This window comes from Corynebacterium accolens, assembly GCF_023520795.1.
GTDB lineage: Bacteria > Actinomycetota > Actinomycetes > Mycobacteriales > Mycobacteriaceae > Corynebacterium > Corynebacterium accolens.
On record NZ_CP046605.1, the window covers coordinates 877,121 to 900,099 of the forward strand.

Sequence of the window (22,979 nt, forward strand, 5' to 3'; positions counted from 1 at the left end):
TTAAGGCCCGCGGAGTCCCCGCGGGCCTTAGTTATTTAATCGGTAGGGCGAAGTGCCCGTGTGCGCAGCAACCGCCTGGCGGCCCACGAAGTAATGGCGGCGAAAAGCAGGGTCATTATCGCAGCACAGGCGTAGCGGCCAGGAGAATCCGCATTCATCGGCCAGGCGGGGAAAGCAACGAGCCAGAGGACGGTCTTTGCAAGGACATCGCCGCCTACCGTCACGGAGACAATGGTGCCGATGATGGTGAGAACTAGCGAGCTCCAGATACCAAAGCGGATCACCATGATGAGCGAGACCACCGCGAGCACGTACCCGACGCCGATGGTCAGCGGCAGTTGGGCGAGCACAGCTAGGGTGGCTTCACCGGCGAAGATAACTGCGACCGAAGCACACGTGCACACCGCTGCGATGATGCCCAGTAACCACAGGAGAAGGGCAGTAGAGCAGTGGCGAGATTCTGTATAGACAATCGGCCACGCGCCCGAGAACCCCGGCCAGACCAGTACAGGAAGTACACCGGCACCCACGGGGAGAAGCAGAAATACGAAGAATCCCTGTACATAGCGTGGTGGGTAGTAAAGGGCAATAAAGATCAGCGCTAAGGCGCTTAATACCAAGCACGTAATGACCGCTGGCGTCATTATGGCCCGGTGAAAGCCCCGGAGCGCATCGGAAAGGCGGGAGCAGGCAGCGGCACGAGAGGCACTCGCAGGCTGCCACCCTTGAGCTGGCGTGGCGGCGGTACTGGTCGTGGGTATCGCTACGCGCCGGCGTCGGGAAAGCGGACGTACTCGCCGAGGCGTCATGGTCACGGTCAAAGAGCCTGCTACAGCGAGGATGAGGCATAACGCCAGTGCAGGAAGAGGGCTTTCCTGCAGGAGTGGATCGCCAGGCTCGAGCGGAACCGAATTTTGGTGGATACGCAGCGCAGGCAACAGTAACCGCAGCGGCCACGCGGGCGGAAAGGCCCACCATAGCTGCCCCTCGACAACACGAGGAAGCACACTAATGACCTGCCAGATAACCGCGAGGATAAGCGTGACGGCAAGGCCCAGCCTGCGGGCGCATGCGGTCGCAAGCCCCGCGATGCCGATGGCTCCAAGGAAAGAATAAACCCCAGCGATGAGAAGCAGCTGGTGGTCTGCACGCCCTTGCGCTGCAACCGCCGCCCAGGACAGACCGAAATTAAGAAGGTGAAAAAACTGCGAGGCTTACCACGACGAAGAGGAACCGGGACGCGTGCTCGTAGCGAGGATGAAGCCGGCGCCATAGGGTGCCGCCGCCGCGGCTGAGCACCTCGCGGCGCTCTGGAACCCCAGCAAAAACCGCAATGAGCGGCGCGTACATGCCGGTGATAAACATGGATTGCCAGCCAAGAACCCCGGTAGCGTCCTCGGCGGAGGAGGCGAACGCAGAAAAGAATACCGTCATTACCACTAGGGGCAGGGCGAGCAAGGGTAACCACTGCAGGGCGCTGCCGCGGCAACGCAGTAGTTCTGCAGAAAGATACCGTCGATACTGGTTACTCATCGGTCTCACCATCTGCAGAAGTCAGGCGGAAGAATTCGGCTTCCAATTCACCGCTGGGGGCCAGTTCTTGTAGGGAGCCGGAGTACCGGATAGTGCCTTGGGACAAAATAGTGATGTCGTGGGCTAGGTGAAGGGCCTCACCGAGTTGATGGGAGCTGACCACGACTGTGTGCCCAGCGGCGGCGAGCTGCTGGAGGAGTTTGCGGAGCTCCGCGATGCCCTGTGGATCGAGTCCATTTTGCGGTTCATCGAGCAATAAGATTTCTGGATCACCGAGTAGGGCTTGGGCTAAGGCCAAGCGGGCTTTCATTCCGGTGGAAAAAGACTTTGCCTTCTTAGAACCAGCCCCGGCTAGACCAGCAATGTGCAAGACACGGTCGATTTCAGTATCGGGCAACCCGAGCAGGCGGGTATGCACGCGGAGGTTATCTGTGGCAGAAAGGTGGCCATAGAAAGCCGGCCCGTTAACCGAGGCGCCGACATGGTCGAGAACTTCCCGCGACCATGGTTCTCCGGCCACGCGCACCGTTCCCGAATCGGCGGGCAGCAGACCGAGGAAAATGGAAAACAAGGTGGACTTGCCGGCGCCATTTCTCCCGAGCACAGCGTGTACGCGGCCAGGCGAAACGTGAAAACTTATATCCCGCAGCACTGCCTGGGAGCCGAAAGACTCTGTGATGTGTTCGAAAGAAACCTCATAGCTCATACGAAAAGTATGAGCCGCGCTACTGCCTTGATCTTCAGCCCTCGAGACGGTCTTCGCGCCGGGGTAGTCCTACCACAGCAGGAGGCTAGGCGATGCCGGCTTTGTGCGCCAGCAGTACCAAAGCCACGCGGTCGCGTGCAGCTAGCTTGGACATCAGAGCGGAGACATGCGTTTTTACCGTGGTATCTGCGATAGACATGTGGCCGGCAATCTCGCTATTTGTAGCACCGCGCGCGATGAGCGTGAGCACCTCCATCTCGCGCCGAGTAACTAGGCTCAGTCCTTGGCGCTCGTGCGGACTGAGCTGGCTGTGCGTTAGCGCCTTGCGGTAGCCCTCTAAAACAGGGCCCGTTACCTGGGCGGCGAGGACAGACTCGCCCTTGGCGACGTCGCGTACGGCGTGTACCAGAACCTCTGGGTCGGCGTCTTTTAGCAAGAATCCATGCGCACCGGCGGCAATAGATTGGGATACCAGATCTTCTTCATTGAATGTGGTGAGCATGATAATCCGGCAGTTAGGGGTGCGGGAAAGAATGGCTTGGGCCGCGGCGATTCCATCCATGCCAGGCATTCGTATATCCAAAATGGCCACATCAATGCGGTGGCGAAGTGCCAAGGAGACGGCGTCGCCTCCGGAGGCTGCGGTAGCCACCACCTCAATATCTTCCTGCGCGTTCAAGATGGTCGATAAGGCAGCGACGAGCATTGCTTGATCATCTGCAAGCATGACGCGAATCTTAGGCATGGTTGTCCTTGTGTAGTGGGAGTTCCGCAGCCAGTGTAAATTTCTGGGCATCGCCACTGCTGGTTAAGTATCCGCCCAAGGCTTGGGCGCGTTCCTTAACTCCCACCAAACCCACGCCGCTGCCGGATACCTCACTGGGTGTAGGTGACGTAGCGGTGGAGGTGAGGGTGACCCGTGCGGCATCGGAAAGCGTGAGTTTTAGCTGCACGTGCGTACCAGGGCCTTGGTGGCGCAGGGCATTGGTCAGCCCTTCAGAAATGATGCGTACCAGGGCAAGCTGAGTCAGCGCGGAAACCTCGAAGGAGGAAGGCAATTCCGCGTCAATCTTCAGGCCAGCGGTGCGAAAGCCGTCGATGATGCCCTGTACATGCTCGAGCTGCTGCGCGGGTTCCAAAGCTGCAGGCCCCGTACTGCGTAGTGCCGTGACGATGCCGCGCACTTCCTCCAGCGCGGAATCCGCACCATCGCGAATGCTCTGCAAGGTGTCCTCGGCAGCGGTGGTATCCGTGCGCGCGGCGATAATCCCGGCATTAGCCTGAACCTTGATCAAGGTGAGGGAGTGGGCCAAGACATCGTGCAATTCCCGCGCGATGAGTAAGCGCTCTTCCTCCTGCGCTTGGTGGAACCGTTCTTGAGCTAAGCGCTCGCGTTGCCTATCCAGGTCAAAATAGCGTGCGGCGATGAAGTAGGCGCTGCCGAGCACCGCCCAATGCACCACCAGCAAGGTGATGTAGCGGCGATCGAGCTGGAAAGATAAGAGAAAGGACTCGGGGTCAATGCGCCACATCGCGGGCGATATAAAGGAACCCAAGAGCGCCGCGGTAAGCACCGCGCGGGGAATTGAGCGGCGTTCCACGTAGCGGGAGGTGGCGTAGACGGCCATCGGCGCGGTCAATGCCCATGGAGTAACCCCGAGGTTGGCTGGTAGCTGGCTTATCCACGCCGCGGCCCACGCACCAAGGAGGACAATAAAGCCAGCTGCACTGAGTACTGGTTTGGTACGCCAGACCCAGATGAAGGGCAAGAATAAAAGCGAAAGCGCTGCTTGGATGAGCTCGATAGCTCCTGGAGCCGCCCAAGCCCCGATGAGATAAAACAGCGCGATGAGCGCTGCCACCGCGGTGAGGATTTTATCCCCTAAGCGTGCTTTTGCCACGGTGTCAGTGCTCATAGTCGGACATAGTAGTACGCCTTCGGGGGACTACTTCTTTTTGTCCTTCTTCTTGCCTTTCTTCTTCCCTTTCTTTTTAGACGAGTCCTCTAGCTTGGCGGCTACATCCGGTACGTAACGGAACTCTTCGCGGTCTGGGCGCTCGTAGGTCTTGCCATCGGAATCGGGACGGTGTGGGATCTCCGGCAGCTCGCGCTCGATCTTCTCGTAAGGGATCGTGTTGAGCAGGTGCGAAATGACGTTGATGCGCGAGCGTTTTTTATCCTCGGACTCCACGGTGTACCACGGCGCGGTCGGGGTATCGGTGTGGATGAACATGGCATCCTTGGCGCGGGAGTAGTCCTCCCAGCGGGTAATGGATTGCAGATCCATGGGGGAGAGCTTCCAGCGGCGCAGCGGATCATTGCGGCGGGATTCAAAGCGCTTAATCTGCTCTTCATCGGAGACAGAGAACCAGTACTTGCGCAGGATAATGCCGTCTTCCACAAGCATCTGCTCAAAGGTGGGAGCCTGGTGCAAGAAACGGACGTATTCTTGGTCGGTGCAAAAGCCCATGACGCGCTCAACGCCGGCGCGGTTGTACCAAGAGCGGTCAAAGATGACGATTTCGCCCTTGGTGGGCAGCTTTTCCACGTAGCGCTGGAAATACCACTGTCCCTGCTCGCGCGAGTTCGGGGCCGGTAGTGCCTCGATGCGGCAGGTACGGGGGTTGAGGTACTGCGTGATGCGCTTAATGGCAGAACCCTTGCCGGCGGCGTCGCGGCCTTCCATGATGATGACCACGCGGGCGCCGGTTTCAACGACCCACTGCTGCATATCGACGAGCTCTGCTTGCAACCGCTCGAGCTCTTTTTCGTAGGCCTTCTTATTCAGCTTCTTAGGGGATTTGCTGCTTTTGGTGCTCATTCTTCCAGCTTAACGGCTTGGTAGCCCTATCTAGAAAACTGGTGTGCCCTCGTTGGAGTGAGAACCCAGCCACAGCATGTGCGGGGTATGTGCAACAGGCTTAGAGGCCGGGCTCGCCGTAGCGAGTGGTATTAGAAATATGGCCGAGCCCTTCGATATCGATGGCTACCGTATCGCCATCCTGGAGGAATTGTTGCGGGTCGCGGGCAAACCCAACGCCTTCGGGCGTACCGGTCACGATGACGTCACCGGGGTTGAGGGGATAGAGCTGTGAGCAAAATTCGATGAGCTCAGCGATGGAAAAGATGAGGTCATCGGTATTGTCTTGCTGGCGCACCTCGCCATTAACCGTGGTGGTCAGCCGCGCGCTACCACCTGGCGCCCATTCATCAGGGGTGGTCAGCCAAGGCCCAAACCCTGCGGTGCGATAAAAAGACTTGCCAGCGTGGAATTGGCTGGTCTGGCGCTGAAAATCGCGCAGGGTGTAGTCATTCATGATGGAATACCCCGCCACGTAATCCAATGCGTCCGCGCGGGTTACGCGGTGCGCGCGCTCGCCGATGACCACCGCTAGCTCACCCTCATAGTCCAGCTTCTGGGTAGCGTATTCGGGGATATAGACGTCATCGAAGGGGCCGGTCAGGGCATCGGCGAACTTGATAAACAGCGTGGGGTGCTCGGGAAAGTCGCGGCCCATTTCCCGGATATGTTTGGCGTAATTAAGGCCTACGCAGATGATTTTTCCTGGCGTTGGGACGACTGCTTCTAAATCATGCTGATCAAAGACTATCGGCTCGCCGGATAGCTGTGCGGCCTTGCGCCAATCTTCGCTGCGCAGCAGCGCTCCTACGTCTTCGTAGTCCAGCTCCACTCCCACATTATCGCCTTCAATGCGGATTGCGGAGGTGCCGAACGCGGTGCGAAGAGTAGCCAATTTCATGCCAGCTAGTCTAGCGCACTCCTTATTTCTGCTACCGCGTCAGCGCAGAGGATAGGGATTTCCACCTTTTCTTGCTTGGACCATGGCTTGAGCACAAACGATGCCGGATCCATCCGGCCTGGCGGCCTTCCGATGCCGATGGAAAGACGCTGATAGTCCTTAGTACCGAGCGACTTCGTAGTAGAGCGCAGACCGTTGTGCCCGTGATCGCCACCGCCTTGGCGCAATTTCACGGTCCCGAAGTCGAACTCTAATTCATCGTGCACCACCACAATATCCGCGGGCGCCAGATGGAAGTACTGGGCGAGTGCCTTGATCGGCCCGCCAGAAAGATTCATAAAGGACCGCGGTTTAGCGCAGATTACCTTGCGGCCGGATAGCATTCCTTCCGCAACCTCGGTATTAGTCTTCTTATGTACCGAAAAGCTGCTCATTAATTCACCGGCGAGCTCATCGGCAACGTCGAAGCCGATATTGTGCCGCGTGCCTGAATATTTCGGGCCAGGATTGCCAAGGCCTACTACGAGTAGTGGAGTCACTGCATTATTGTCGCATAGATTGAAATTCTATTGGAAATACACTTCCATGCTCCATAGAATATGCCGCCGAGTATCATTGCTGCTCGGTTGCTAAAAATACCTCTTACAGCGGTGGACTTGGAGAAGTATCGTAGTGATTAAGGAGGTGCGTCCCATGCCCGAAAAACTACCTGAAGATGATCGCGAAACTGAAAAGATTCCTAGTAGCAAAGTTGCTGCTGCGCGGCTCATTATCAAACGCGCTAAGGAAGGCAAAGGCAAGATCGAAATCACGCCTAGAATTCGTGAACTTGCCGGACAAGATTTATAAAACCATCTATAAAACCACGATATCGCCGTGAGCAGCAATGCTCACGGCGATATGCGTTTGGGGAGTGGGAAATTACTCCTCGGAGTCGTCGGACTCGGAGGACTCGCCTTCGCCCTCTTCGTCGACGGAGTCGGCACCAGCGTCGGCGCCGCCTTCCTCGGCAGCCTCAGCGGCCTCCTCGAGCTCCTCGTCAACCTCAGGCAGGGTGATGGAGAGGATAACGGTCTCTGGGTCTGCCACCAGGGTGGTGCCTTCCGGCATAGTGATGTCGGCGGCGGTGATGACCTCGCCGTCCTCGAGGCCCTCGATGGACAGCTCGATCTCTTCCGGAATGTTCAGTACGTCAGCCTCAACCATGAGGACGTCTGCATCCTGGATGTGCATGGTGCCCGGTGCGGACTCGCCGGTCAGGGTAATCGGAACCTCAACCTCGACCTTCTCGCCGCGCTTAATCAGCAGCAGGTCAACGTGGTCGATGTCCATGGTGAGCACGTTCTGGTCAACGTTCTTGACCATGGTCAGGTACTGCTCGCCCTCGATCTCGAGCTCCAAAACGGCGTTGACACCGTTGTTGCGAACGAGGGACTGGATGTCCAGCAGCGGCACTGCGAAGTGTACGGGCTCCTGGTCGCTACCGTAGATTACGCCGGGAACCTTCCAGTCGCGGCGCAGGCGGCGGGCGTAGCCCTTGCCAAAGACGGTACGTGGTTCTGCTTTAATAATTGGGCGCTCTGCCATGATGCAATCTCCTTTGTTGGTGTAGTGCGGCGAGGCTATCGAAGTTATAAAAACGACGAAAGCCTGCCGATGAACGTCTTGGACGAGTCATCGCAGGCGTCAATAAAAGCAACATACTCTAACTTCAATCGCGTCGATAACGGCTTCCCAATTTTTGAGTCGCCCTCGCCGAGACTGAATTAGATTAGCATCTCTCGGTCGATGAAACCAAAACCCGCCCCGCTAATCTTCCTTCGCGCCCTTTCCTCTGATTACGCCCTTCGCGCTCACCGGCGGCGCGTATGTCTGTAGCTCGGGTTACGCAGTGAGCGCGAAGGGCGGGTGGGAGAACAGCAGGCGGTAGTGCGGTAGTGCGGTAGTGCTTGCGTGTACCTGCGCCGCCCTCGGCGCTCACGGGGATGGAAAACACCAACACCCCGCCGTTCACGGTGAGCGCGAAGGGCGGGGTGTGAGGTGTAGTGCGACCGGCTAAACGCTTATGCGCGGTCGAAAAGGGTAGTCACGGAACCGTTTTCGAAGATCTCGTGGATGGTCCGAGCCAGAAGCGGGGCGATGGACAGGACCTTGAGGTTGGACCAGCCTTCGGTGGACTGCGGCAGGGTATCGGTGGTGATGACTTCCTCGGCACCGCACTCGGACAGGCGCTCGCGGGCGGGGTCAGAGAAGACGCCGTGGGTGCAGGCGATGATGACCTTCTTTGCACCTGCTTCCTTGAGGACGCGCACAGCACCGGCGATGGTGCCGCCGGTGTCAATCATGTCATCGAGAAGCACGCAGTCCTTGCCCTCAACTTCGCCCACCACGCGGTTGGAGACCGTCTTATTGGCCTCGGTATTGGAGCGGGTCTTGTGCACGAAGGCCAGCGGGGCATCGCCCAGGTCGTGGGCCCACTTTTCGGCGACCTTCACGCGGCCAGCATCGGGGGAGACGACGGCGATGTTATCGGTGGCGTACTTGGACTTGATGTAGTCAGTCAAGATGGGCTGGGCGTGCATGTGGTCCACCGGGCCGTCGAAGAAGCCCTGGATCTGGTCCGTGTGCAGGTCCACCGAGACGATGCGGTCCGCGCCGGCTGCCTGCAGGAGGTCTGCGACCAGGCGGGCGGAGATGGGTTCGCGGCCCAAGTGCTTTTTATCCTGACGCGCATATGGGTAGAACGGCAAGATTGCGGTGATGCGCTTGGCGGAACCACGCTTCAATGCATCGATCATGATGAGCTGTTCCATCAACCACTTATTGAGCGGTTGGGAATGCGATTGCATGACGAAGCAGTCAGCGCCGCGCACGGACTCTTCGAAGCGGATAAAGATTTCGCCATTGGCGAAGTCCCGGGCGGTGGTAGGAACCAGATCGGTGTTAAGTTCCTTTGCCACTGCCTCTGCCAATTCTGGGTGTGCGCGCCCAGAAAAGAGCTTCATGTTCTTGCTACTACCAGTTACCTTGCCAGTCATAGGAGAATATGCCCCTTTACTTTTCGTTGTCCTGTGCACGGGCTGCGGCTTCTGCCGCTGGGGTGCCCGGACGCTTCTTTTCAACCCAGCCTTCGATATTGCGCTGTTTGCCACCGGAGACTACGAGTGCTCCCGCGGGAACATCGTCTTTAATTACTGTACCCGCACCGGAGTACGCGCCATCACCGACATTGACCGGAGCGATAAACATCGTATCCGAGCCGGTGCGCACGTGGCTGCCAATGGTGGTGTGGTGCTTGTTCACACCGTCGTAATTGACGAAGACCGAGGATGCCCCGATATTGGATTCCTCGCCCACGGTGGCATCACCAATATAGGTAAGGTGCGGCACCTTGGTACCGCGGCCGAGCTCGGCATTCTTCGCCTCCACGAAGCCGCCGAGCTTGCCGTCTTCGCCCACGATGGTATTCGGGCGAATAAAGGTAAAAGGCCCGATCTTGGCGTTGACGCCGATGACGGAATCGCTGCCGTGGGTGCGGACGACGGACGCGCCGGTACCGATCTGCATATTCGTCAACGTGGAATCTGGGCCGATCTCGGCATTATCGGCAATGCTCGTTGCACCCCACAGCTGGGTGCCGGGGTGGATGGTGACATCGGTGCCGATGGTGACATTGACACCGATCCAAGTGGTCTCTGGATCGATGATGGTGGCGCCGCCGCGCATAGCCTTTTCCACCATGCGGCGGTTGAGCTCGCGGCCAGCGGCGGCCAGCTGCACGCGGTCATTGACGCCGGCGAGTTCCTGCGGATCCGCGGCCACGTGCGCACCCACGCCATGCCCAGCGGTGCGGGCGATTTCGAGGACATCGGTAATGTAGAGCTCGCCCTGCGCATTATTGGTATCAAGCTTGGTTAGGGCATCGCGCAATGCTGCCGCATCGAAAGCGAAAACGCCGGAATTGACCTCATCAACCAAGCGCTGTTCATCGGTGGCATCCTTGTGCTCCACGATGGCGGACACAGACCCGTCCGTGTCGCGAATGATGCGGCCATAACCGGTGGGATCTGCAAGGCGCATGGATAATACCGTGACCGCATTGCCTTGAACGGTGTGGGTATCGCGCAGGCCCTCGATGGTTTCTGGGGTCAAAAGCGGCACGTCACCATTGGTAACGATGATGGTGCCTTCAAAATCCGAAATCGGGGAAATCCCGCAGGACACGGCATGGCCGGTACCGCGCTGTTCTTCCTGCACGGCCTGCACAACCTCGCGGTCCAGCTCATTCGAAATCTTTTCTACGACGGGTGAGACCTGCTCGCGCTGGTGGCCCACGACGGTCACGAGGTGGTCTGGATTAATTCCCGCCGCGGCGTGCAGTGCGTGTCCAAGCAGCGTGCGACCGCCAATTTCGTGCAAAGTCTTTTGCTTTGTGGATTTCATGCGCGTGCCGGCGCCCGCCGCGAGGACGACGACGGCACTTGGGGTAGTTGCTTCCACGGTCAACAAAACTCCTGGGGGTTGAGTTTGATTAGTTCTTCGGGCTTCATCATATAGTCCCTATTTAAACTATGTGCGAGAAACCTCCTTTAGGCTGCCCGCGCGCCACACGCCAACAAAGCCAACGAGCGCCAAGAAAATCAACGCTGCCTCTGGCCCCGCGAGGGCAATGACGGAAGAAATACCACCCACGATGAGCAAAATAATGCCCATCATTGTATTAGCGGCACCCACGTACTGCGTCCTTTTATCGCCGCCGGCCATATCCACAACGTAGGTCTTTCGGGCCACGCGGACTGCCGTATGCGCGAGGTTGACGGCAAAGAAGCCGAGCGGCATGACCCAAGCATTCACGGAGTCTGGGGCCCAATGGGAACCAGCCACGATGAGCAGGATGATGACGGAGGAAATGGCCGCACCAGCCGCCATAGTGTTCTTGGAGGATCTATCCGAAAATATGCCAGAAACGCGCCCACCCAGGAGCGAAGCCAGACCGGAGGCAAGCACGAAGCCGTAGATGCCGGAAAGGTCATCGTGCAGCAGCACGATAAATGCGGTAGAAAGCGCCGAGACCAGCAGCAGGGAGCGAACGATGACGAAGTTGCGGAATTGGGCATCGCCAGTAAAAAGCTTCCAGGTATCTGACCACCAGCTCTTATCGATGCCCTCTTGCTCCCCCTCCGGCACCGGCTCTTCCACGTGCGAAAATACCCACGTGGCAATGGCCCAGGTAGAAGCGCCGACCAATAAAACGATGCCCATAGTGGAAATTGTGAGATCCCCCAAGAGGAATAAGATGACGCCGGCCAGCAGGGTGGCCCCGCCGCCCAAGGCCGCTGCTGATCCGGTGACCCGGCCGCGCTGGCCCTTGGAAATCGTGCGCGCCTGCACGTCCTTTCCCGCAATAGAACACAGAGCGCGGAATAAGGAAAGCGCCGCCAAGGCGAGAAGCACGACCACACCCAGCCATGCGCCACGGATAAAGAATGCGGCGAGGGCAATGACGGCGCCGGAGATGGCTTGGCCGGTTGAGCCGATCATCCACAAGCGCTTGCGGGCGCGGTGCGTGGTCACCCAGGGGGTAAGGGCGGCCTGCGGCAGCATGGAGCCAGATTCCCGGATAGGGGTAAGCAGGCCGGTGAAGAAGGCGGGAACGCCTGCCGCATTAAAAAGCGCTGGCAGCACCGTTTTGGAGGCAACGATCTGATCACCTAAATTTTGCAGGCCATTGGACCAGATGAAGTACCTGGCATTTGAGTTAGACATGAAAGAACTTTCGAGATAACCGAGACAAAGCGGGAGAACACTGTAATCCGGCCATAAGAGACCGTCTATCAACCTTACTCGCCAGCTACCCCTGGAAAGGGCGAAACCGGTGTGATCGGCTATGTTCAGTAGTTGTTATGCACGACGTGGATCCCCTCATCAACACGATGTACCAGGCCTTCGATCTGATCGGAGTGGCCTTGAACGGCATCATCGGCGGCACGATTGCCCGCCGCCGCGAATTCGACATCGTGGGATTTATTTTCCTCGCCCTCTTCTCTGGCCTGGCTGGCGGCATGATCCGCGACATGCTTATCGATGACGGCCCCGCCGCCGCCATTTCAGACCCCTGGTACCTGGGCCTTGCCTGCGCCGGCGCGCTGACCGCCTTCCTCATTGAACTGAAGGGAAAGGCGTGGGAGATTTTCCGCGAGCACGGCGATGCCATCATTTTGGGCATGTGGTCTACCACCGGTTGCGTGAAAGCACTGGCTGCGGGCATGCCCATGATCCCGTGCGTATTTTTGGGAGTTCTTACCGCCGTTGGTGGGGGAATGGTCCGCGATGTCGCCTCTGGACAAATCCCGTCCATTTTCGGCGGCAGCCCCCTCTACGCAGTGCCATCCATCGTTACCGGCATCGTCATGGTGACCTTTGCATCCTATGACCAATTTGCCATGGGCATGGTGGTTTCTCCGATCGTCGGCAGTGGCATGGCCATCATCTCCTACTGGCGGGGCTGGGTCCTGCCGCGCGCCGGGGTCGCGCCGGTGAACTACACCGCGGCACAGGTGGCCGCGATTGCCAAGAAGGCGGAGCTAAAAGGTTTTCGCCGCGGCCGGCGCAAGCGCTAGGGGACTAGACGCCTAGTCGGACCATGCCGTCGCCAGCTTTAAGGCAGGTTGGTGACGATGGCGATGATGACAAGGATAATAAGGACAAGAACGCTCCACCTAAGGAATGGATCCTTGGTTAAAGGCAACGGCTCCTGGGAGTCGTCATCAGGTTCCGGGGAAGACGTGGAGTGTGGAGCGTTCATGGCAGGAATCCTTTCGAGTGCAGTGGTGCCTCAATGCTAGTGAGGGTGACTACAGATTATCCACTGCGTACTGTGCTTCTTCTGCGGTGAACTTTTCACCGTATTCGCTGACGAGTTGGTCATAGATGGCGTTGGGGGACATGCTCATCATTTCTTCGTAATTGCGAGCCGTTTGAAGAGCATTATCGTGGTAGTCCGCTTCCAAATTATCAATGGCGTACTGGGCGGCTTCCGGGCTGAATTGCTCACCGTACTCGCTGCTGAGCTGGTCGTACAATCCCTGCTTGGACATGTGCATGGTGTCTGAGTACACCTTGGCGCTCTTCAGGGCATTCTTGAATTCGCGCGGGACGTCCTGGTCATCCTGCGCAGCGTGAGAATCTTCGCCTGCGTCAACCTCCTGAGCCTCTTCTTCTGGGTTGGCCTCCACAGTGTCTTGCTGGGTGGTTTGGTCCGTGGAGTTTGTGCTGCTGCTGTTTTCATCATCGCTGCCGCCCAAACCCGCAATGATGGAAATAACAATGAGGACACCGATGATGATTGCGCCCCATTTGAGGCACCCGCCCTTTTTCTTCTGCGGCGCGTCAGCTGGTGGTTGACCCACCGGTGGTTGGCCCGCGGGTTGAGAGTTATTGGAATACGGAGAGGGAGAAGAGGAGGGGGTACTCATGGTGAGGGTTCCTTTCAATGTGGGTGGGGGTATGGAAGAAAGTTTTCCGACATTGGCCACATTGTCGTGACTGTGGTCGAGAGAGATTAACGAAGCGGATCTTTAGCAACATGGACAGTGGAATCTTGTACATCACCCAGATCAACAACGATGGTGCAGGAATAGAACTCTCGGACTGGGGTGCCAAAGCCATTGGGAAAATCAACTTGGCCAAAGGCGTGGTACGTCCGTGGCGAATCGGTTATAGAATCTGGCGACTGAATATCAATCTCTTCTGGAAAACTGACTCCGCCGGGATACTTGGCCCGGTTGGTTACTTGCTCGCGGCATTTATCCAAAGCAGCCTCAGTATCTTGGGCTTCGCTTATCTTTAGTATGACAAAAATAAAGGCCATGAACACTACGAGGGCGGCCCCGACGAGTAATAGCCAGAACCGCCACCGCTTAAAAAGCGGCTTTTTCGGCTTTGTTGTGGGAACTGGGACCGGTTGTGTGGGATAGGGGGTCTGATATGGAGAGTTGTCCAACGCTAGGGTCTTTCGGAAGAGGAGTAACGAGTGATTGTTGCCGGTACGCACCCCGGCATCGGGCTGGGGCGTGAAGCTTCAACAGCTTTTAATAAATCAACCGGTCTGGACATAAGTATGGTGGAGAGTAAGGGAAATCGCCTATGTGTGCGAACGGTTCGTATTGTCTCAACGTATCTGTTAACTCGTGGGATCCTCGATTAATGCAGCCGCAGGCATTTGGCCTCTGCTCCCTAACTCGCTTTGTCTTAAGATGGGATTAGGAAAACTCGGTTATCAATGACTAAGCAGTTGGGAAGGGAAGAAATTCTATGAGGACGGACGTAGTAATTATTGGTGGCGGTTTTGCGGGCACTTCTGCAGCAATTACTTTGGCTCGCGCGAACCGGTCTGTCGTCTTAGTGGACTCACATCAGCCACGGAATAGGTTTAGCGAGCATTCCCACGGAGTTTTAGGTTTTGAGTCAGCTTCGCCTATTCAAATGCTGGAAAGTGGCCGCCGTGAATTTCAATCGTTTGGAGGAGAGATTATCTCTGAAAAGGCAAAGTTGCTCTCTCCTTTTGAGGATGACTCATCTGGGTGGAAAGCCGAATTGGAAAGCGGTGAGGTAATCTACTCGCGTCATGTAATCGTTGCTACAGGTATCACTGACGATTTGCCAGATGTTCCCGGACTAGAGCGGCTGTGGGGCTCACGAGTTTTTCATTGCCCCTACTGTCATGGCTACGAGGTCAAAAATAAGAACCTAGCCGTCATTGGAGGAAAGAACCCTCCCTTTACTTTCCGCATAGCAATGTTGCTCACTAAGTGGACGGATCGAGTGACTTTCTATCCAAATGGATTGGAGCTTCCGAAAGAGGAACAGCGGCGTATGGAATCGCTAGGAATCACGATCGAACTTAATTTAGTGCAAGGGGTTACAGAATCTGAGCGATTTGATGGTGGCGTAGTTCTTGACGTAGAGCAGGAAAAGAGAGAATACGAAGCTTGCTTTACTGGGCCTGAATTTGTTCCCAATGATTCGATTCTCAGGAAAGCTGGATGCGCTGTAGAAAACGGTTGGATTAAAGCGGATTCTGGGATGACTTCGTGTGAGGGAATTTGGGCCGCCGGAAATGTCATCAGCTCTCCAGACCAGATGCCTCAAGCCATGGGAGCTGGAGCCGCCGTTGCCATCAAGGTGGATCAGAAGATGTTTGATGAGGATGTCTCCTGCTAGAGGAATTATATCTTTGTTGGGTATAAAAAGCTGAGGATAGAGGTGTTTTCTCAATAAAGAACCAACACGATGTGCCGCTAGGAGTGTTGAAAATCAAGCCTGCCCTATTTTCACGGGGCTATCGTGTACGGTCCCTTTTCGCTAGCATGTGATGATGCGCTTTTCCTCCCTAACTGTCTCCACCGTGACAGCGTGTTTATTGTTAGCGGCCTGCTCGAATCCCGATAGTGGTGACACGAATCAAGCTGCGAGTGGTTCCGAATCTGCGTCGTCCTCCAGTGCCGCCGCGCAGTCAAAGGCGGCGAGCGCACAGCATACGGAGATTCCGACCGCAGATGGTGATGCGTCTCAGCTTCTGGCGGGGATGACGATGAGCAATCTCGTGGATAAGCAATCGCAAGAAGTAGCCCGCACCGCGCTTGCCGATGCCGGAGTGCCACAAGAAAGCATCGACGGCTTTTTTGAATTGGTAGACGAATACAACACTGCCGTACCGACAGAGAGCATGGTGGCCGAAGGTTTCACGGATTACGGGACGCAAGACCCAGAATACGACGTGGAGGCCATTTCAAAGGCCTGGAATGATCATCACGCGGATTATGTGGGTACCAATTGCCGCATCAATACCTTCACCTTGGCGGATTCGCTCTTTTCCGTTGATGACCAGGACAACCCCAATGACTCCTTGCTGTTTTTAGATCAACAGTCCCTAGATAATGCGCCGGATCAAATCTTTGATGAAGCCGAGCGCGCCAAGTTCGAGGCCTTCTATGGGAATGTGGAAACCACCATGGAACAAGATCCAGGGCAGCACATCGCTGATATCAAGGCTTATTTTAAGGACCGTGGCATCGAGTTCGCGGATACCGATGCCCGAGTGGTGTCGGTATTCTCGCACGATACTTTGACGGAGCCGGCCACACTTTTCATCGGGCATACCGGCGTTGCCGTGCCGTATGAGGGTGGCTACCTATTCTTAGAAAAGCTTGCCTTCGATATGCCTTACCAGGCGGTGACGGTGAAGGATATGCAGCAGCTTAATGATTACCTGATGCATAAATACGACGACGGCCCCGATCTGGAGTACGGCCAACCCGTCATCTTTGACAATGATGACGTCATAGAAGGTATGCGCTACGTCAAGAAGTAAAAGGGCAGGGCTGGAAATAGGCCCTTAGCCAAATGGCCGTGGCCTGCTTCGACGGTTTGGGCAAATATCTATAATCGCGACCTCTCACACAAAACACCTGACACGCTCTCAGATCATGCGGTGGCGACTTTTGGTCTTGAAGGGGTCGGCTAAGTGTATTAAGGCAAGCATAACCACGGTCACGTCGCGCGCTACTGTGATATATGCCTCACATTTCGGGCTTGCGATAGTTGATAGATATGTCCCTATAGGTATACTCACTAATCGTGTCGAGCTGGAGTTCTCAGAGGCTAGACACCGCCTCCCCAGCAAACGTTGGGAAAACTCACAAGACTCACAAGAAGGGTTGAAGACATGAAAATGAAGAATTACCGCCGCGTTTCCATCGCAGCTGCAACCGCCGCTCTGGGCCTGACTCTGGTGGCCTGCAGCGATAACGGCAGCTCCGCCCCAGCGACCGTCACTGAGACCGTTGCCTCGACTGATCAGGGCAACCAGAGCAACCAGAACGGTGGCAAGGAAACCGTCACCGTCACCTCTGGTGCTGATGCTAACGCGAACGGCGGCAACGCTGGTCAGGGCGGCCAGGCTGGTGGCAACGCAGCTACCAACGACCTGCCAACCGAAATCACCGGTTACTCCGGTGAAGCAGAGCGTGACCTCACCGAAGAGCGCCTGACCAAGGATGAAGTGACCCAGGTTCTGCAGCGTGCCCACAATGGCGAAGGCAAGGTCAAGTGGGACAACGACGGCTACTGGGAAGTTGAAGTTGGTGGCGTCGACATCGACATCGACAAGAACGGCCTGGTACTTAGCGTCGACCGCTAAATAGGTCATCCCGCTTCTGTATAGGCTTTGTGACTATACAGAGCACTCAATAATTGGTTCTTTTTGGGAACCCAGCGAAACCGTCTGATGCGCATCTAGCGCACCGGACGGTTTTCTTATTTACAGACCAACCGGTAACAAATGCGTGGAGGAGTAGGGCTTCGATAGTATGGTTGCATGAATCGCTTCTCTCCTTCGTCACCTCCTCGTGTACACCTACCTATCTCAACCGAAGGGGTTGCGTATTTTGTTGATGAGGCGGGAAGTAAAGGGACCCTTGGGAAGCATTTTGTGACCGCAGCGGTTAGGACGACAGACCCAGACAGATTATCTCGTGCCATCAAAGCGTGCCGAGATAAAAACAAATTTACAAAAGCCGAAGAAGTTAAATTTTCAAAGGTTAATAAGAATTCTGAACCAATTCTCGCGGAATTATTTTCTGAAGCAGTTGCTTCAGGGTGTAAATTTGGAGCGTTCGTTTTAGATAAAAGACATTTTGATCCATGGTCTAGTAGGAACCAGTGGCAGGGGCATCTATTTGCTACGGATAGGCTGCTTCGCGGGCTGATAACCCGTCGTGAAGTTAGCGTAGTCATGCTAGATCATATTGATGTTCCTCAAGGAGTGTCGTATGGGGATGAGCTTACAACCTCGCTAAATTCTCGATTCGGTAATAAGCGGGTGATTTCAGCTGTTAGTTTAGACTCAAGAACTTGTCCCGCTTTGCAAATTGCAGACCTGCTAGCCAGTGCAGTGTTTCACGCAAGAAAGAAGATCGAGGATAATGGGCTCGAGCAGTTCCTTGAAGACAAAACTCCAAAGGCGCGGTTGGCAAAAGATATTGCAGCAGCACTAGGCGAAACGCATTTTGCTGACTGTCGGACAAACCTACTGAAATTGCAGACGAGCCATGAGAAGTCTTTGACAGAATTAAATAGATGACATATGATCAGAACAGACGCTGGAAGCCATAGTCTCAGACTAAAAGCAAGCGTCAGATGGGCCAAGTCTCAGACTTATAACCCATGAATAGCGGATGTCCATACCGCATTGATTCTCATACTTACCGCGACGCCTCACTTTCATGTGGGGCGTTTGCTTTGCTTTAATGCACTTGGATTCTAGGGGTCGTTGTAACGACGACGGTTACTTTGGTTTGAAACTACCGATTTGTCGCGGGGCGTTGGTCACAACAACTTTGAATGGGTGCTGCAGTCGAGTGCATTACGGGGGGTGCAATGGACTTTTGATGGAGAGCGAGACGTTTCCGCTGGCCGTCAAACGCAGCTAAAGCAGCCGAGAGAAAAAGAAAAGCCCGTAACCAAAAACCGGTCTACGGGCAATAAAAATGCTTCCCCACCAGGACTCGAACCTAGAATGGCGGTACCAAAAACCGCAGTGTTGCCGATTACACCATGGGGAACCACAGCGATTGCTGTAGCTATAGCGTACCTGACGCCCCCGGGTAAATAACAAATTACTAGGTAGGGGTGGGGCAAAGGATAGGGTAGAGGGCATGGTTCGACAGAGAATGACCGGGCGCGAGCGCCGCGAGCAATTGATTTCTATTGGGCGCGCTGCTTTTGCGGAATTGGGGTTTGAAGGCACGAGCGTCGAAGAGATTGCGTCCCGCGCCGGCGTATCGAAGCCGGTGGTCTACGAGCATTTTGGGGGCAAGGAAGGCCTGTATGCGGTGGTCGTGGATCGGGAGATGCTGGCGCTGGAAGAAGTCATTAAGGATTCTTTAGAAGAAGGCAGTTGGCGCGAGCGCATCGAGCAGGCCGTGATGGCGCTGCTGAATTACGTTGAGGAAGAAACCGATGGTTTCATCATCTTGGTGCGCGATTCGAAGCCGGGCGAGGAACGCAGCTTTTCCACGCTGCTGAATGCCGCGGTGGGGCAGGTGGCTTATATCTTGGGCGAGGCCTTTGAGCACCGCGGTATTAATCCGGAGCTAGCAAATATTTATGGGCAAGCTCTCGTGGGCATGGTCTCTACCACGGCGCAGTGGTGGTTGGATGAGCGCAGCCCGGATAAACCGGATAAGGAAGTCGTCGCTACGCATATAGTCAATCTATGCTGGAATGGTTTGTCCGGTATGGAAATTAAGCCCAAGCTAGGAGGCAGGAAGTAAATGGCGACGCCAATGCTGGCAGGTCTGCTTAAGGTCGCGGCCACAGACCCGAAGCTTAAGGGGCTCGTGGCCAATGTGGGCCAGGACCTGCACATTACGGGTATCGATCAGGCGCGCCCTTGGGCTCTTGGCACCTTGGCCCACCATGCGCCGGTGCTGGCGGTAACGGCCACCAGCCGCGAGGCCGAGGATCTCACCGCGGAGCTTACCGCGATGATGGGCGATAAAGTCGCGATGTTCCCGTCGTGGGAGACGCTGCCGCACGAGCGGCTGAGCCCGGGCGTGGATATCATCGGCAAGCGCGCGCAGGTGCTGCACAACATTGATGACCTGCGCATTATTGTAACGGCCGCACGCGGGCTGTCCCAGCCCATCCTGCAGGACATCGAGGGCCGCGCCCCGGTGCATCTGGAAGAAGACCACGAGTATAACTTCGATGATGTGGTGCGCAGCCTGGAATTTCGGGCGTATAAGCACGTGGACATGGTGGCCAAGCGCGGTGAGTTTGCCACCCGCGGCGGCATTATCGATGTCTTTCCCACCACCCTGGATTACCCGGTGCGCGTAGAGTTTTGGGGCGATGAGGTCACCGATATCCGCCAGTTTTCTGTTGCTGACCAGCGCACCATCCCGGAAATCGAGGTCGGTCGCGTGGATATCTTTACCGCCCGCGAGCTGCCGATTACGGATGCGGTGGCACAGCGCGCGGCCACATTGGCGGCGACGCATACCGGAAACCCGGCGCTGGTGGAGCTTTTGACCAAGGTCAGCGAACATATTCCGGCTGAAGGCATGGAGGCGGTTTTGCCCGTGCTTTCCGATGCCCCACTGATCACCCTCTCCGAGTTCCTCCCCGCCGCCACGCACGTGGTGATGATGGCGCCGGAAAAGATCAGGCGCCGCGTGGAGGATCTGGAAAAGACCGACGCGGAATTCCTGGCCGCCGGATGGGAGGCCGCGGCCATGGGCGCGGATGGCCCCTTGTCCACGGAAGGGCTCGATACCGAAGGTTCGAGCTACCGCTCCTTTGAGTCTCTGGAGGTCTCCATTCGCGAGGCCGGCCAGCCGCTGTGGACATTTTCCCCACCGGGCATGCTGGCCGGGCCAGAGGAAGAAACCCTGCCGCTCGAGTTCGAGCCCGGGCCCACCCCGCGCGGAGATATCAAAGAAATCGACGCCATGATGGCCCAGCTGCTCGCGCATACCAACGCCGGCGGGCGCGCGGCGTTTATCGCGCCCGCGCAGGGCGCCATCAAGCGCATGGTGGAACGCTTTGCCGAGCAGGGCATTCGCACCAAGGTGGCAACCCCCGGTTGGGAACCCAGCGCGGGCGAGGTCACCTTGTATCAGGCGCTTAGCCATGCCGGCTTGGTCTTTCCCAAGGTGCGCAAGCTCAAAGACGCTGAGGCACTCCCGCTCGTCGTGGTCACGGAAACGGATCTGACCGGTAACCGCGTTGGCGATATTGCAGACGCTAAGCGGCGGCCGGCCAAGCGCCGCAATAAGGTGGACCCGCTGGCGCTCAAGCAGGGCGATTTTGTGGTGCATGAAACGCACGGCATCGGCAAGTTTTTGAAGATGGCCGAGCGCACCATCCAATCTGGCGATGAGACCAGCCGGCGCGAATACATCGTGCTGGAGTATGCGCCCTCCAAGCGCGGGCAGCCGGCGGACCAGCTGTGGGTGCCGATGGATTCGCTGGATCTGCTGAGCAAATACACCGGCAGCGAATCGCCCCACCTTTCCAAGATGGGCGGCTCGGATTGGAAGAACACCAAGAAGAAGGCGCGCGCCGCCGTGCGCGAGATCGCCGGCGAATTGGTGGATCTCTATGCCAAGCGCCAGGCTGCACCGGGCCACCAGTTCGCGCCCGATAACCCCTGGCAGGCGGAGATGGAGGATAATTTCCCCTTCGTTGAAACCGAAGACCAGATGCTGGCCATCGACGCGGTGAAAGAGGACATGGAATCCACGGTGCCGATGGACCGCGTGGTCGTCGGCGATGTGGGCTATGGCAAGACCGAGGTCGCCATTCGCGCCGCCTTCAAAGCGGTCCAAGATGGCACCCAGGTCGCCGTCCTGGTGCCGACCACGCTGCTGGCGCAGCAGCACTTCGATACCTTTAGCGAGCGCATGGCCGGTTTCCCCGTCAAGATGGCGGTCCTATCGCGCTTTACCTCCAAGAAGGAAGCTACGGAGATCTTTAAGGGGCTTGCCGATGGCTCGATTGACATCGTCGTCGGCACGCACCGCCTGCTGCAAACCGGCGTGCACTGGAAGAACTTGGGCCTTATCGTCGTCGATGAGGAGCAGCGCTTTGGCGTAGAGCACAAGGAACACATTAAGGCGCTGAAAGCCAGCGTTGACGTGCTCACCATGTCCGCGACGCCGATTCCCCGCACGCTGGAGATGTCCATGGCTGGCATCCGCGAAATGTCGACCATCCTCACCCCGCCAGAGGATCGACACCCGGTGTTGACTTATGTCGGTGCCTACGAGGACAAGCAGGTCGCGGCCGCTATTCGGCGCGAGCTGTTGCGCGATGGCCAGACCTTCTTTATCCACAATAAGGTCTCCGATATTGAAAAGAAGGCGCGCGAACTGCGCGACTTGGTGCCAGAAGCGCGCATCGTCGTCGCCCACGGTCAGATGAATGAGGACGTGCTGGAAAAGACCGTCCAGGGATTCTGGGACCGTGAGTATGACGTTTTGGTCTGTACCACGATCGTGGAAACCGGCCTGGATATCGCCAATGCCAATACGCTCATCGTGGAAAATGCCCACCATATGGGCTTGTCGCAGCTGCACCAGCTGCGCGGGCGCGTGGGCCGCTCCCGTGAGCGCGGTTATGCCTACTTCCTGTACCCCAAGGGTGCCACGCTGACCGAGACCTCCTATGACCGCCTGGCCACCATCGCCCAGAACAACGATCTGGGCGCCGGCATGGCCGTGGCCATGAAGGACCTGGAGATGCGCGGTGCCGGCAACGTGCTAGGCGCCCAGCAATCCGGCCATATCGCAGGCGTGGGCTTCGACCTCTACGTGCGCTTGGTGGGCGAGGCCGTCGAGGCCTTCAAGTCCCTGGCCCGCGGCGAGGCACCTGCGGTAACAGACGAGGGTCCGAAGGAAATCCGCATCGATCTCCCCGTGGATGCGCACATTCCAGAGTCCTATATCGACTCCGAGCGCCTGCGCCTCGAGGTTTACCGCAAGCTCGCGGCCTCGCAGGACAACAAGGATCTCGCGGCGGCGCGGGAGGAAATGGAAGACCGCTTCGGCCCCTTGCCCAAGGAGGTCGAGCGCTTGCTCGCCGTGGCGCGTCTGCGCCACCAAGCCCGCCGCGCCGGGGTGGCAGACATTACAGTGCAGGGCACCCGCGTGAAATTCCACCCGGTGGAACTGCCCGATTCCAAGCAGGTGCGCCTAAAGCGCCTCTACCCGGGCTCGAGCTTCCGGGCCGCGGCCAAGGCCATCAATGTGCCTTTCCCCAAGGCTGGGCGCAATGTCACTTCGCCCAAGCTGCGCGATGAGGAGCTCATCCAGTGGGCGGCGGACTTCTTGAGCGCGCTTTTTGATGTCCAACCCATCAACGTCTCCGGCGAGGAAGCCGGCGCCGGGTCGGTCATCAGCGTAGGCGAGTAGCC

General features: G+C 57.2%; 23 protein-coding genes. 8 read left to right on the plus strand and 15 right to left on the minus strand.

What is annotated here, in order from left to right:
* Window positions 1-35 precede the first annotated feature (35 nt).
* The 8 genes from CACC_RS04230 to pth all read right to left on the minus strand — a co-directional run bounded on the left by CACC_RS04230 (window position 36) and on the right by pth (window position 6,540).
* Complete coding sequence (locus CACC_RS04230) at window positions 36-530, minus strand: hypothetical protein (RefSeq protein ID WP_249852966.1); 495 nt, start codon at window positions 528-530, stop codon at window positions 36-38.
* A 658-nt stretch (window positions 531-1,188) separates the two neighbouring features.
* The gene (locus CACC_RS04235) at window positions 1,189-1,533 is read right to left on the minus strand and encodes a hypothetical protein (RefSeq protein ID WP_005279981.1); all 345 of its coding nucleotides are present in this window, start codon (window positions 1,531-1,533) and stop codon (window positions 1,189-1,191) included.
* The gene (locus CACC_RS04240; protein ID WP_005279982.1) at window positions 1,526-2,239 is read right to left on the minus strand and encodes an ATP-binding cassette domain-containing protein; all 714 of its coding nucleotides are present in this window, start codon (window positions 2,237-2,239) and stop codon (window positions 1,526-1,528) included. Before CACC_RS04240 ends, CACC_RS04235 begins: the two co-directional genes overlap by 8 nt.
* 85 nt (window positions 2,240-2,324) lie before the next feature.
* A complete protein-coding gene (locus tag CACC_RS04245) occupies window positions 2,325-2,984 on the minus strand; it encodes a response regulator transcription factor (protein WP_005279984.1) in 660 nt (219 codons plus the stop codon).
* Window positions 2,977-4,155, minus strand: coding sequence for a sensor histidine kinase (locus CACC_RS04250; protein WP_005279986.1), 1,179 nt, complete (start codon window positions 4,153-4,155; stop codon window positions 2,977-2,979). Before CACC_RS04250 ends, CACC_RS04245 begins: the two co-directional genes overlap by 8 nt.
* A 30-nt stretch (window positions 4,156-4,185) precedes the next feature.
* Window positions 4,186-5,061: a polyphosphate kinase 2 gene (gene ppk2 / locus CACC_RS04255; protein WP_005279987.1), complete on the minus strand. Its 876-nt coding sequence runs from the start codon at window positions 5,059-5,061 to the stop codon at window positions 4,186-4,188.
* A gap of 100 nt (window positions 5,062-5,161) precedes the next feature.
* Window positions 5,162-6,001: a fumarylacetoacetate hydrolase family protein gene (locus CACC_RS04260; protein ID WP_005279988.1), complete on the minus strand. Its 840-nt coding sequence runs from the start codon at window positions 5,999-6,001 to the stop codon at window positions 5,162-5,164.
* Between the two features lie 5 nt (window positions 6,002-6,006).
* The gene (pth, locus tag CACC_RS04265) at window positions 6,007-6,540 is read right to left on the minus strand and encodes an aminoacyl-tRNA hydrolase (protein WP_005279989.1); all 534 of its coding nucleotides are present in this window, start codon (window positions 6,538-6,540) and stop codon (window positions 6,007-6,009) included.
* 154 nt (window positions 6,541-6,694) lie between these two features.
* On the opposite strand from pth, the gene CACC_RS04270 reads away from it, so the two are divergent.
* Window positions 6,695-6,850 carry a hypothetical protein gene (locus CACC_RS04270; protein ID WP_005279990.1) on the plus strand — a complete coding sequence of 52 codons (156 nt, stop codon included), beginning with the start codon at window positions 6,695-6,697 and terminating at the stop codon, window positions 6,848-6,850.
* Between the two features lie 72 nt (window positions 6,851-6,922).
* Here CACC_RS04270 and CACC_RS04275 read toward each other — a convergent pair whose 3' ends face one another.
* From CACC_RS04275 to CACC_RS04290, 4 genes are all read right to left on the minus strand, one after another.
* Entirely contained in the window at window positions 6,923-7,588 is a 666-nt protein-coding gene (locus CACC_RS04275) for a 50S ribosomal protein L25/general stress protein Ctc (RefSeq protein WP_005279991.1), read from the minus strand.
* A 476-nt stretch (window positions 7,589-8,064) separates the two neighbouring features.
* Window positions 8,065-9,039, minus strand: coding sequence for a ribose-phosphate diphosphokinase (locus tag CACC_RS04280; protein ID WP_005279993.1), 975 nt, complete (start codon window positions 9,037-9,039; stop codon window positions 8,065-8,067).
* Window positions 9,040-9,055: 16 nt separating this feature from the next.
* Window positions 9,056-10,501, minus strand: coding sequence for a bifunctional UDP-N-acetylglucosamine diphosphorylase/glucosamine-1-phosphate N-acetyltransferase GlmU (gene glmU / locus CACC_RS04285; RefSeq protein ID WP_023017669.1), 1,446 nt, complete (start codon window positions 10,499-10,501; stop codon window positions 9,056-9,058).
* Between the two features lie 69 nt (window positions 10,502-10,570).
* Window positions 10,571-11,767 carry an MFS transporter gene (locus tag CACC_RS04290; RefSeq protein WP_005279997.1) on the minus strand — a complete coding sequence of 399 codons (1,197 nt, stop codon included), beginning with the start codon at window positions 11,765-11,767 and terminating at the stop codon, window positions 10,571-10,573.
* Window positions 11,768-11,904: 137 nt separating this feature from the next.
* Between CACC_RS04290 and CACC_RS04295 the strand changes: the two genes are divergently transcribed.
* The gene (locus CACC_RS04295) at window positions 11,905-12,621 is read left to right on the plus strand and encodes a trimeric intracellular cation channel family protein (protein ID WP_005279998.1); all 717 of its coding nucleotides are present in this window, start codon (window positions 11,905-11,907) and stop codon (window positions 12,619-12,621) included.
* Window positions 12,622-12,659: 38 nt separating this feature from the next.
* Here CACC_RS04295 and CACC_RS04300 read toward each other — a convergent pair whose 3' ends face one another.
* The 3 genes from CACC_RS04300 to CACC_RS04310 form a co-directional block, all read right to left on the minus strand.
* Entirely contained in the window at window positions 12,660-12,806 is a 147-nt protein-coding gene (locus tag CACC_RS04300; protein ID WP_005280000.1) for a hypothetical protein, read from the minus strand.
* Window positions 12,807-12,855: 49 nt separating this feature from the next.
* The gene (locus tag CACC_RS04305) at window positions 12,856-13,476 is read right to left on the minus strand and encodes an Ltp family lipoprotein (RefSeq protein ID WP_005280001.1); all 621 of its coding nucleotides are present in this window, start codon (window positions 13,474-13,476) and stop codon (window positions 12,856-12,858) included.
* Between the two features lie 86 nt (window positions 13,477-13,562).
* The gene (locus tag CACC_RS04310) at window positions 13,563-13,871 is read right to left on the minus strand and encodes a hypothetical protein (RefSeq protein WP_126318695.1); all 309 of its coding nucleotides are present in this window, start codon (window positions 13,869-13,871) and stop codon (window positions 13,563-13,565) included.
* 443 nt (window positions 13,872-14,314) lie between these two features.
* On the opposite strand from CACC_RS04310, the gene CACC_RS04315 reads away from it, so the two are divergent.
* From CACC_RS04315 to mfd, 6 genes are all read left to right on the plus strand, one after another.
* Window positions 14,315-15,223 carry an NAD(P)/FAD-dependent oxidoreductase gene (locus CACC_RS04315; RefSeq protein WP_035108609.1) on the plus strand — a complete coding sequence of 303 codons (909 nt, stop codon included), beginning with the start codon at window positions 14,315-14,317 and terminating at the stop codon, window positions 15,221-15,223.
* A 370-nt stretch (window positions 15,224-15,593) separates the two neighbouring features.
* The gene (locus CACC_RS04320; protein WP_244262173.1) at window positions 15,594-16,373 is read left to right on the plus strand and encodes a DUF4300 family protein; all 780 of its coding nucleotides are present in this window, start codon (window positions 15,594-15,596) and stop codon (window positions 16,371-16,373) included.
* Between the two features lie 354 nt (window positions 16,374-16,727).
* Window positions 16,728-17,201: a hypothetical protein gene (locus CACC_RS04325; protein WP_005280005.1), complete on the plus strand. Its 474-nt coding sequence runs from the start codon at window positions 16,728-16,730 to the stop codon at window positions 17,199-17,201.
* A 177-nt stretch (window positions 17,202-17,378) separates the two neighbouring features.
* Window positions 17,379-18,143 carry a DUF3800 domain-containing protein gene (locus tag CACC_RS04330; RefSeq protein ID WP_208854194.1) on the plus strand — a complete coding sequence of 255 codons (765 nt, stop codon included), beginning with the start codon at window positions 17,379-17,381 and terminating at the stop codon, window positions 18,141-18,143.
* A gap of 574 nt (window positions 18,144-18,717) precedes the next feature.
* Complete coding sequence (locus CACC_RS04335; RefSeq protein WP_005280007.1) at window positions 18,718-19,335, plus strand: TetR/AcrR family transcriptional regulator; 618 nt, start codon at window positions 18,718-18,720, stop codon at window positions 19,333-19,335.
* On the plus strand, window positions 19,336-22,977 hold the full coding sequence (gene mfd / locus CACC_RS04340; protein WP_005280008.1) for a transcription-repair coupling factor: 3,642 nt from the start codon (window positions 19,336-19,338) through the stop codon (window positions 22,975-22,977).
* Window positions 22,978-22,979: the final 2 nt, after the last annotated feature.

What these genes read in the sequence shown, in the direction of transcription:
- CACC_RS04280 (WP_005279993.1), bottom strand. Translation starts at nt 9,039, where the DNA reads ATGACTGGCAAGGTAACTGGTAGTAGCAAGAACATGAAGCTCTTTTCT.
- CACC_RS04305 (WP_005280001.1), bottom strand. Translation starts at nt 13,476, where the DNA reads ATGAGTACCCCCTCCTCTTCTCCCTCTCCGTATTCCAATAACTCTCAA.
- mfd (WP_005280008.1), top strand. Translation starts at nt 19,336, where the DNA reads ATGGCGACGCCAATGCTGGCAGGTCTGCTTAAGGTCGCGGCCACAGAC.
- CACC_RS04295 (WP_005279998.1), top strand. Translation starts at nt 11,905, where the DNA reads ATGCACGACGTGGATCCCCTCATCAACACGATGTACCAGGCCTTCGAT.
- CACC_RS04250 (WP_005279986.1), bottom strand. Translation starts at nt 4,155, where the DNA reads ATGAGCACTGACACCGTGGCAAAAGCACGCTTAGGGGATAAAATCCTC.
- ppk2 (WP_005279987.1), bottom strand. Translation starts at nt 5,061, where the DNA reads ATGAGCACCAAAAGCAGCAAATCCCCTAAGAAGCTGAATAAGAAGGCC.
- CACC_RS04260 (WP_005279988.1), bottom strand. Translation starts at nt 6,001, where the DNA reads ATGAAATTGGCTACTCTTCGCACCGCGTTCGGCACCTCCGCAATCCGC.
- CACC_RS04325 (WP_005280005.1), top strand. Translation starts at nt 16,728, where the DNA reads ATGAAAATGAAGAATTACCGCCGCGTTTCCATCGCAGCTGCAACCGCC.
- CACC_RS04330 (WP_208854194.1), top strand. Translation starts at nt 17,379, where the DNA reads ATGAATCGCTTCTCTCCTTCGTCACCTCCTCGTGTACACCTACCTATC.
- CACC_RS04320 (WP_244262173.1), top strand. Translation starts at nt 15,594, where the DNA reads ATGAGCAATCTCGTGGATAAGCAATCGCAAGAAGTAGCCCGCACCGCG.
- CACC_RS04335 (WP_005280007.1), top strand. Translation starts at nt 18,718, where the DNA reads ATGGTTCGACAGAGAATGACCGGGCGCGAGCGCCGCGAGCAATTGATT.
- CACC_RS04300 (WP_005280000.1), bottom strand. Translation starts at nt 12,806, where the DNA reads ATGAACGCTCCACACTCCACGTCTTCCCCGGAACCTGATGACGACTCC.
- CACC_RS04315 (WP_035108609.1), top strand. Translation starts at nt 14,315, where the DNA reads ATGAGGACGGACGTAGTAATTATTGGTGGCGGTTTTGCGGGCACTTCT.
- CACC_RS04270 (WP_005279990.1), top strand. Translation starts at nt 6,695, where the DNA reads ATGCCCGAAAAACTACCTGAAGATGATCGCGAAACTGAAAAGATTCCT.
- CACC_RS04240 (WP_005279982.1), bottom strand. Translation starts at nt 2,239, where the DNA reads ATGAGCTATGAGGTTTCTTTCGAACACATCACAGAGTCTTTCGGCTCC.
- CACC_RS04275 (WP_005279991.1), bottom strand. Translation starts at nt 7,588, where the DNA reads ATGGCAGAGCGCCCAATTATTAAAGCAGAACCACGTACCGTCTTTGGC.
- CACC_RS04245 (WP_005279984.1), bottom strand. Translation starts at nt 2,984, where the DNA reads ATGCCTAAGATTCGCGTCATGCTTGCAGATGATCAAGCAATGCTCGTC.
- CACC_RS04310 (WP_126318695.1), bottom strand. Translation starts at nt 13,871, where the DNA reads ATGGCCTTTATTTTTGTCATACTAAAGATAAGCGAAGCCCAAGATACT.
- CACC_RS04290 (WP_005279997.1), bottom strand. Translation starts at nt 11,767, where the DNA reads ATGTCTAACTCAAATGCCAGGTACTTCATCTGGTCCAATGGCCTGCAA.
- CACC_RS04235 (WP_005279981.1), bottom strand. Translation starts at nt 1,533, where the DNA reads ATGAGTAACCAGTATCGACGGTATCTTTCTGCAGAACTACTGCGTTGC.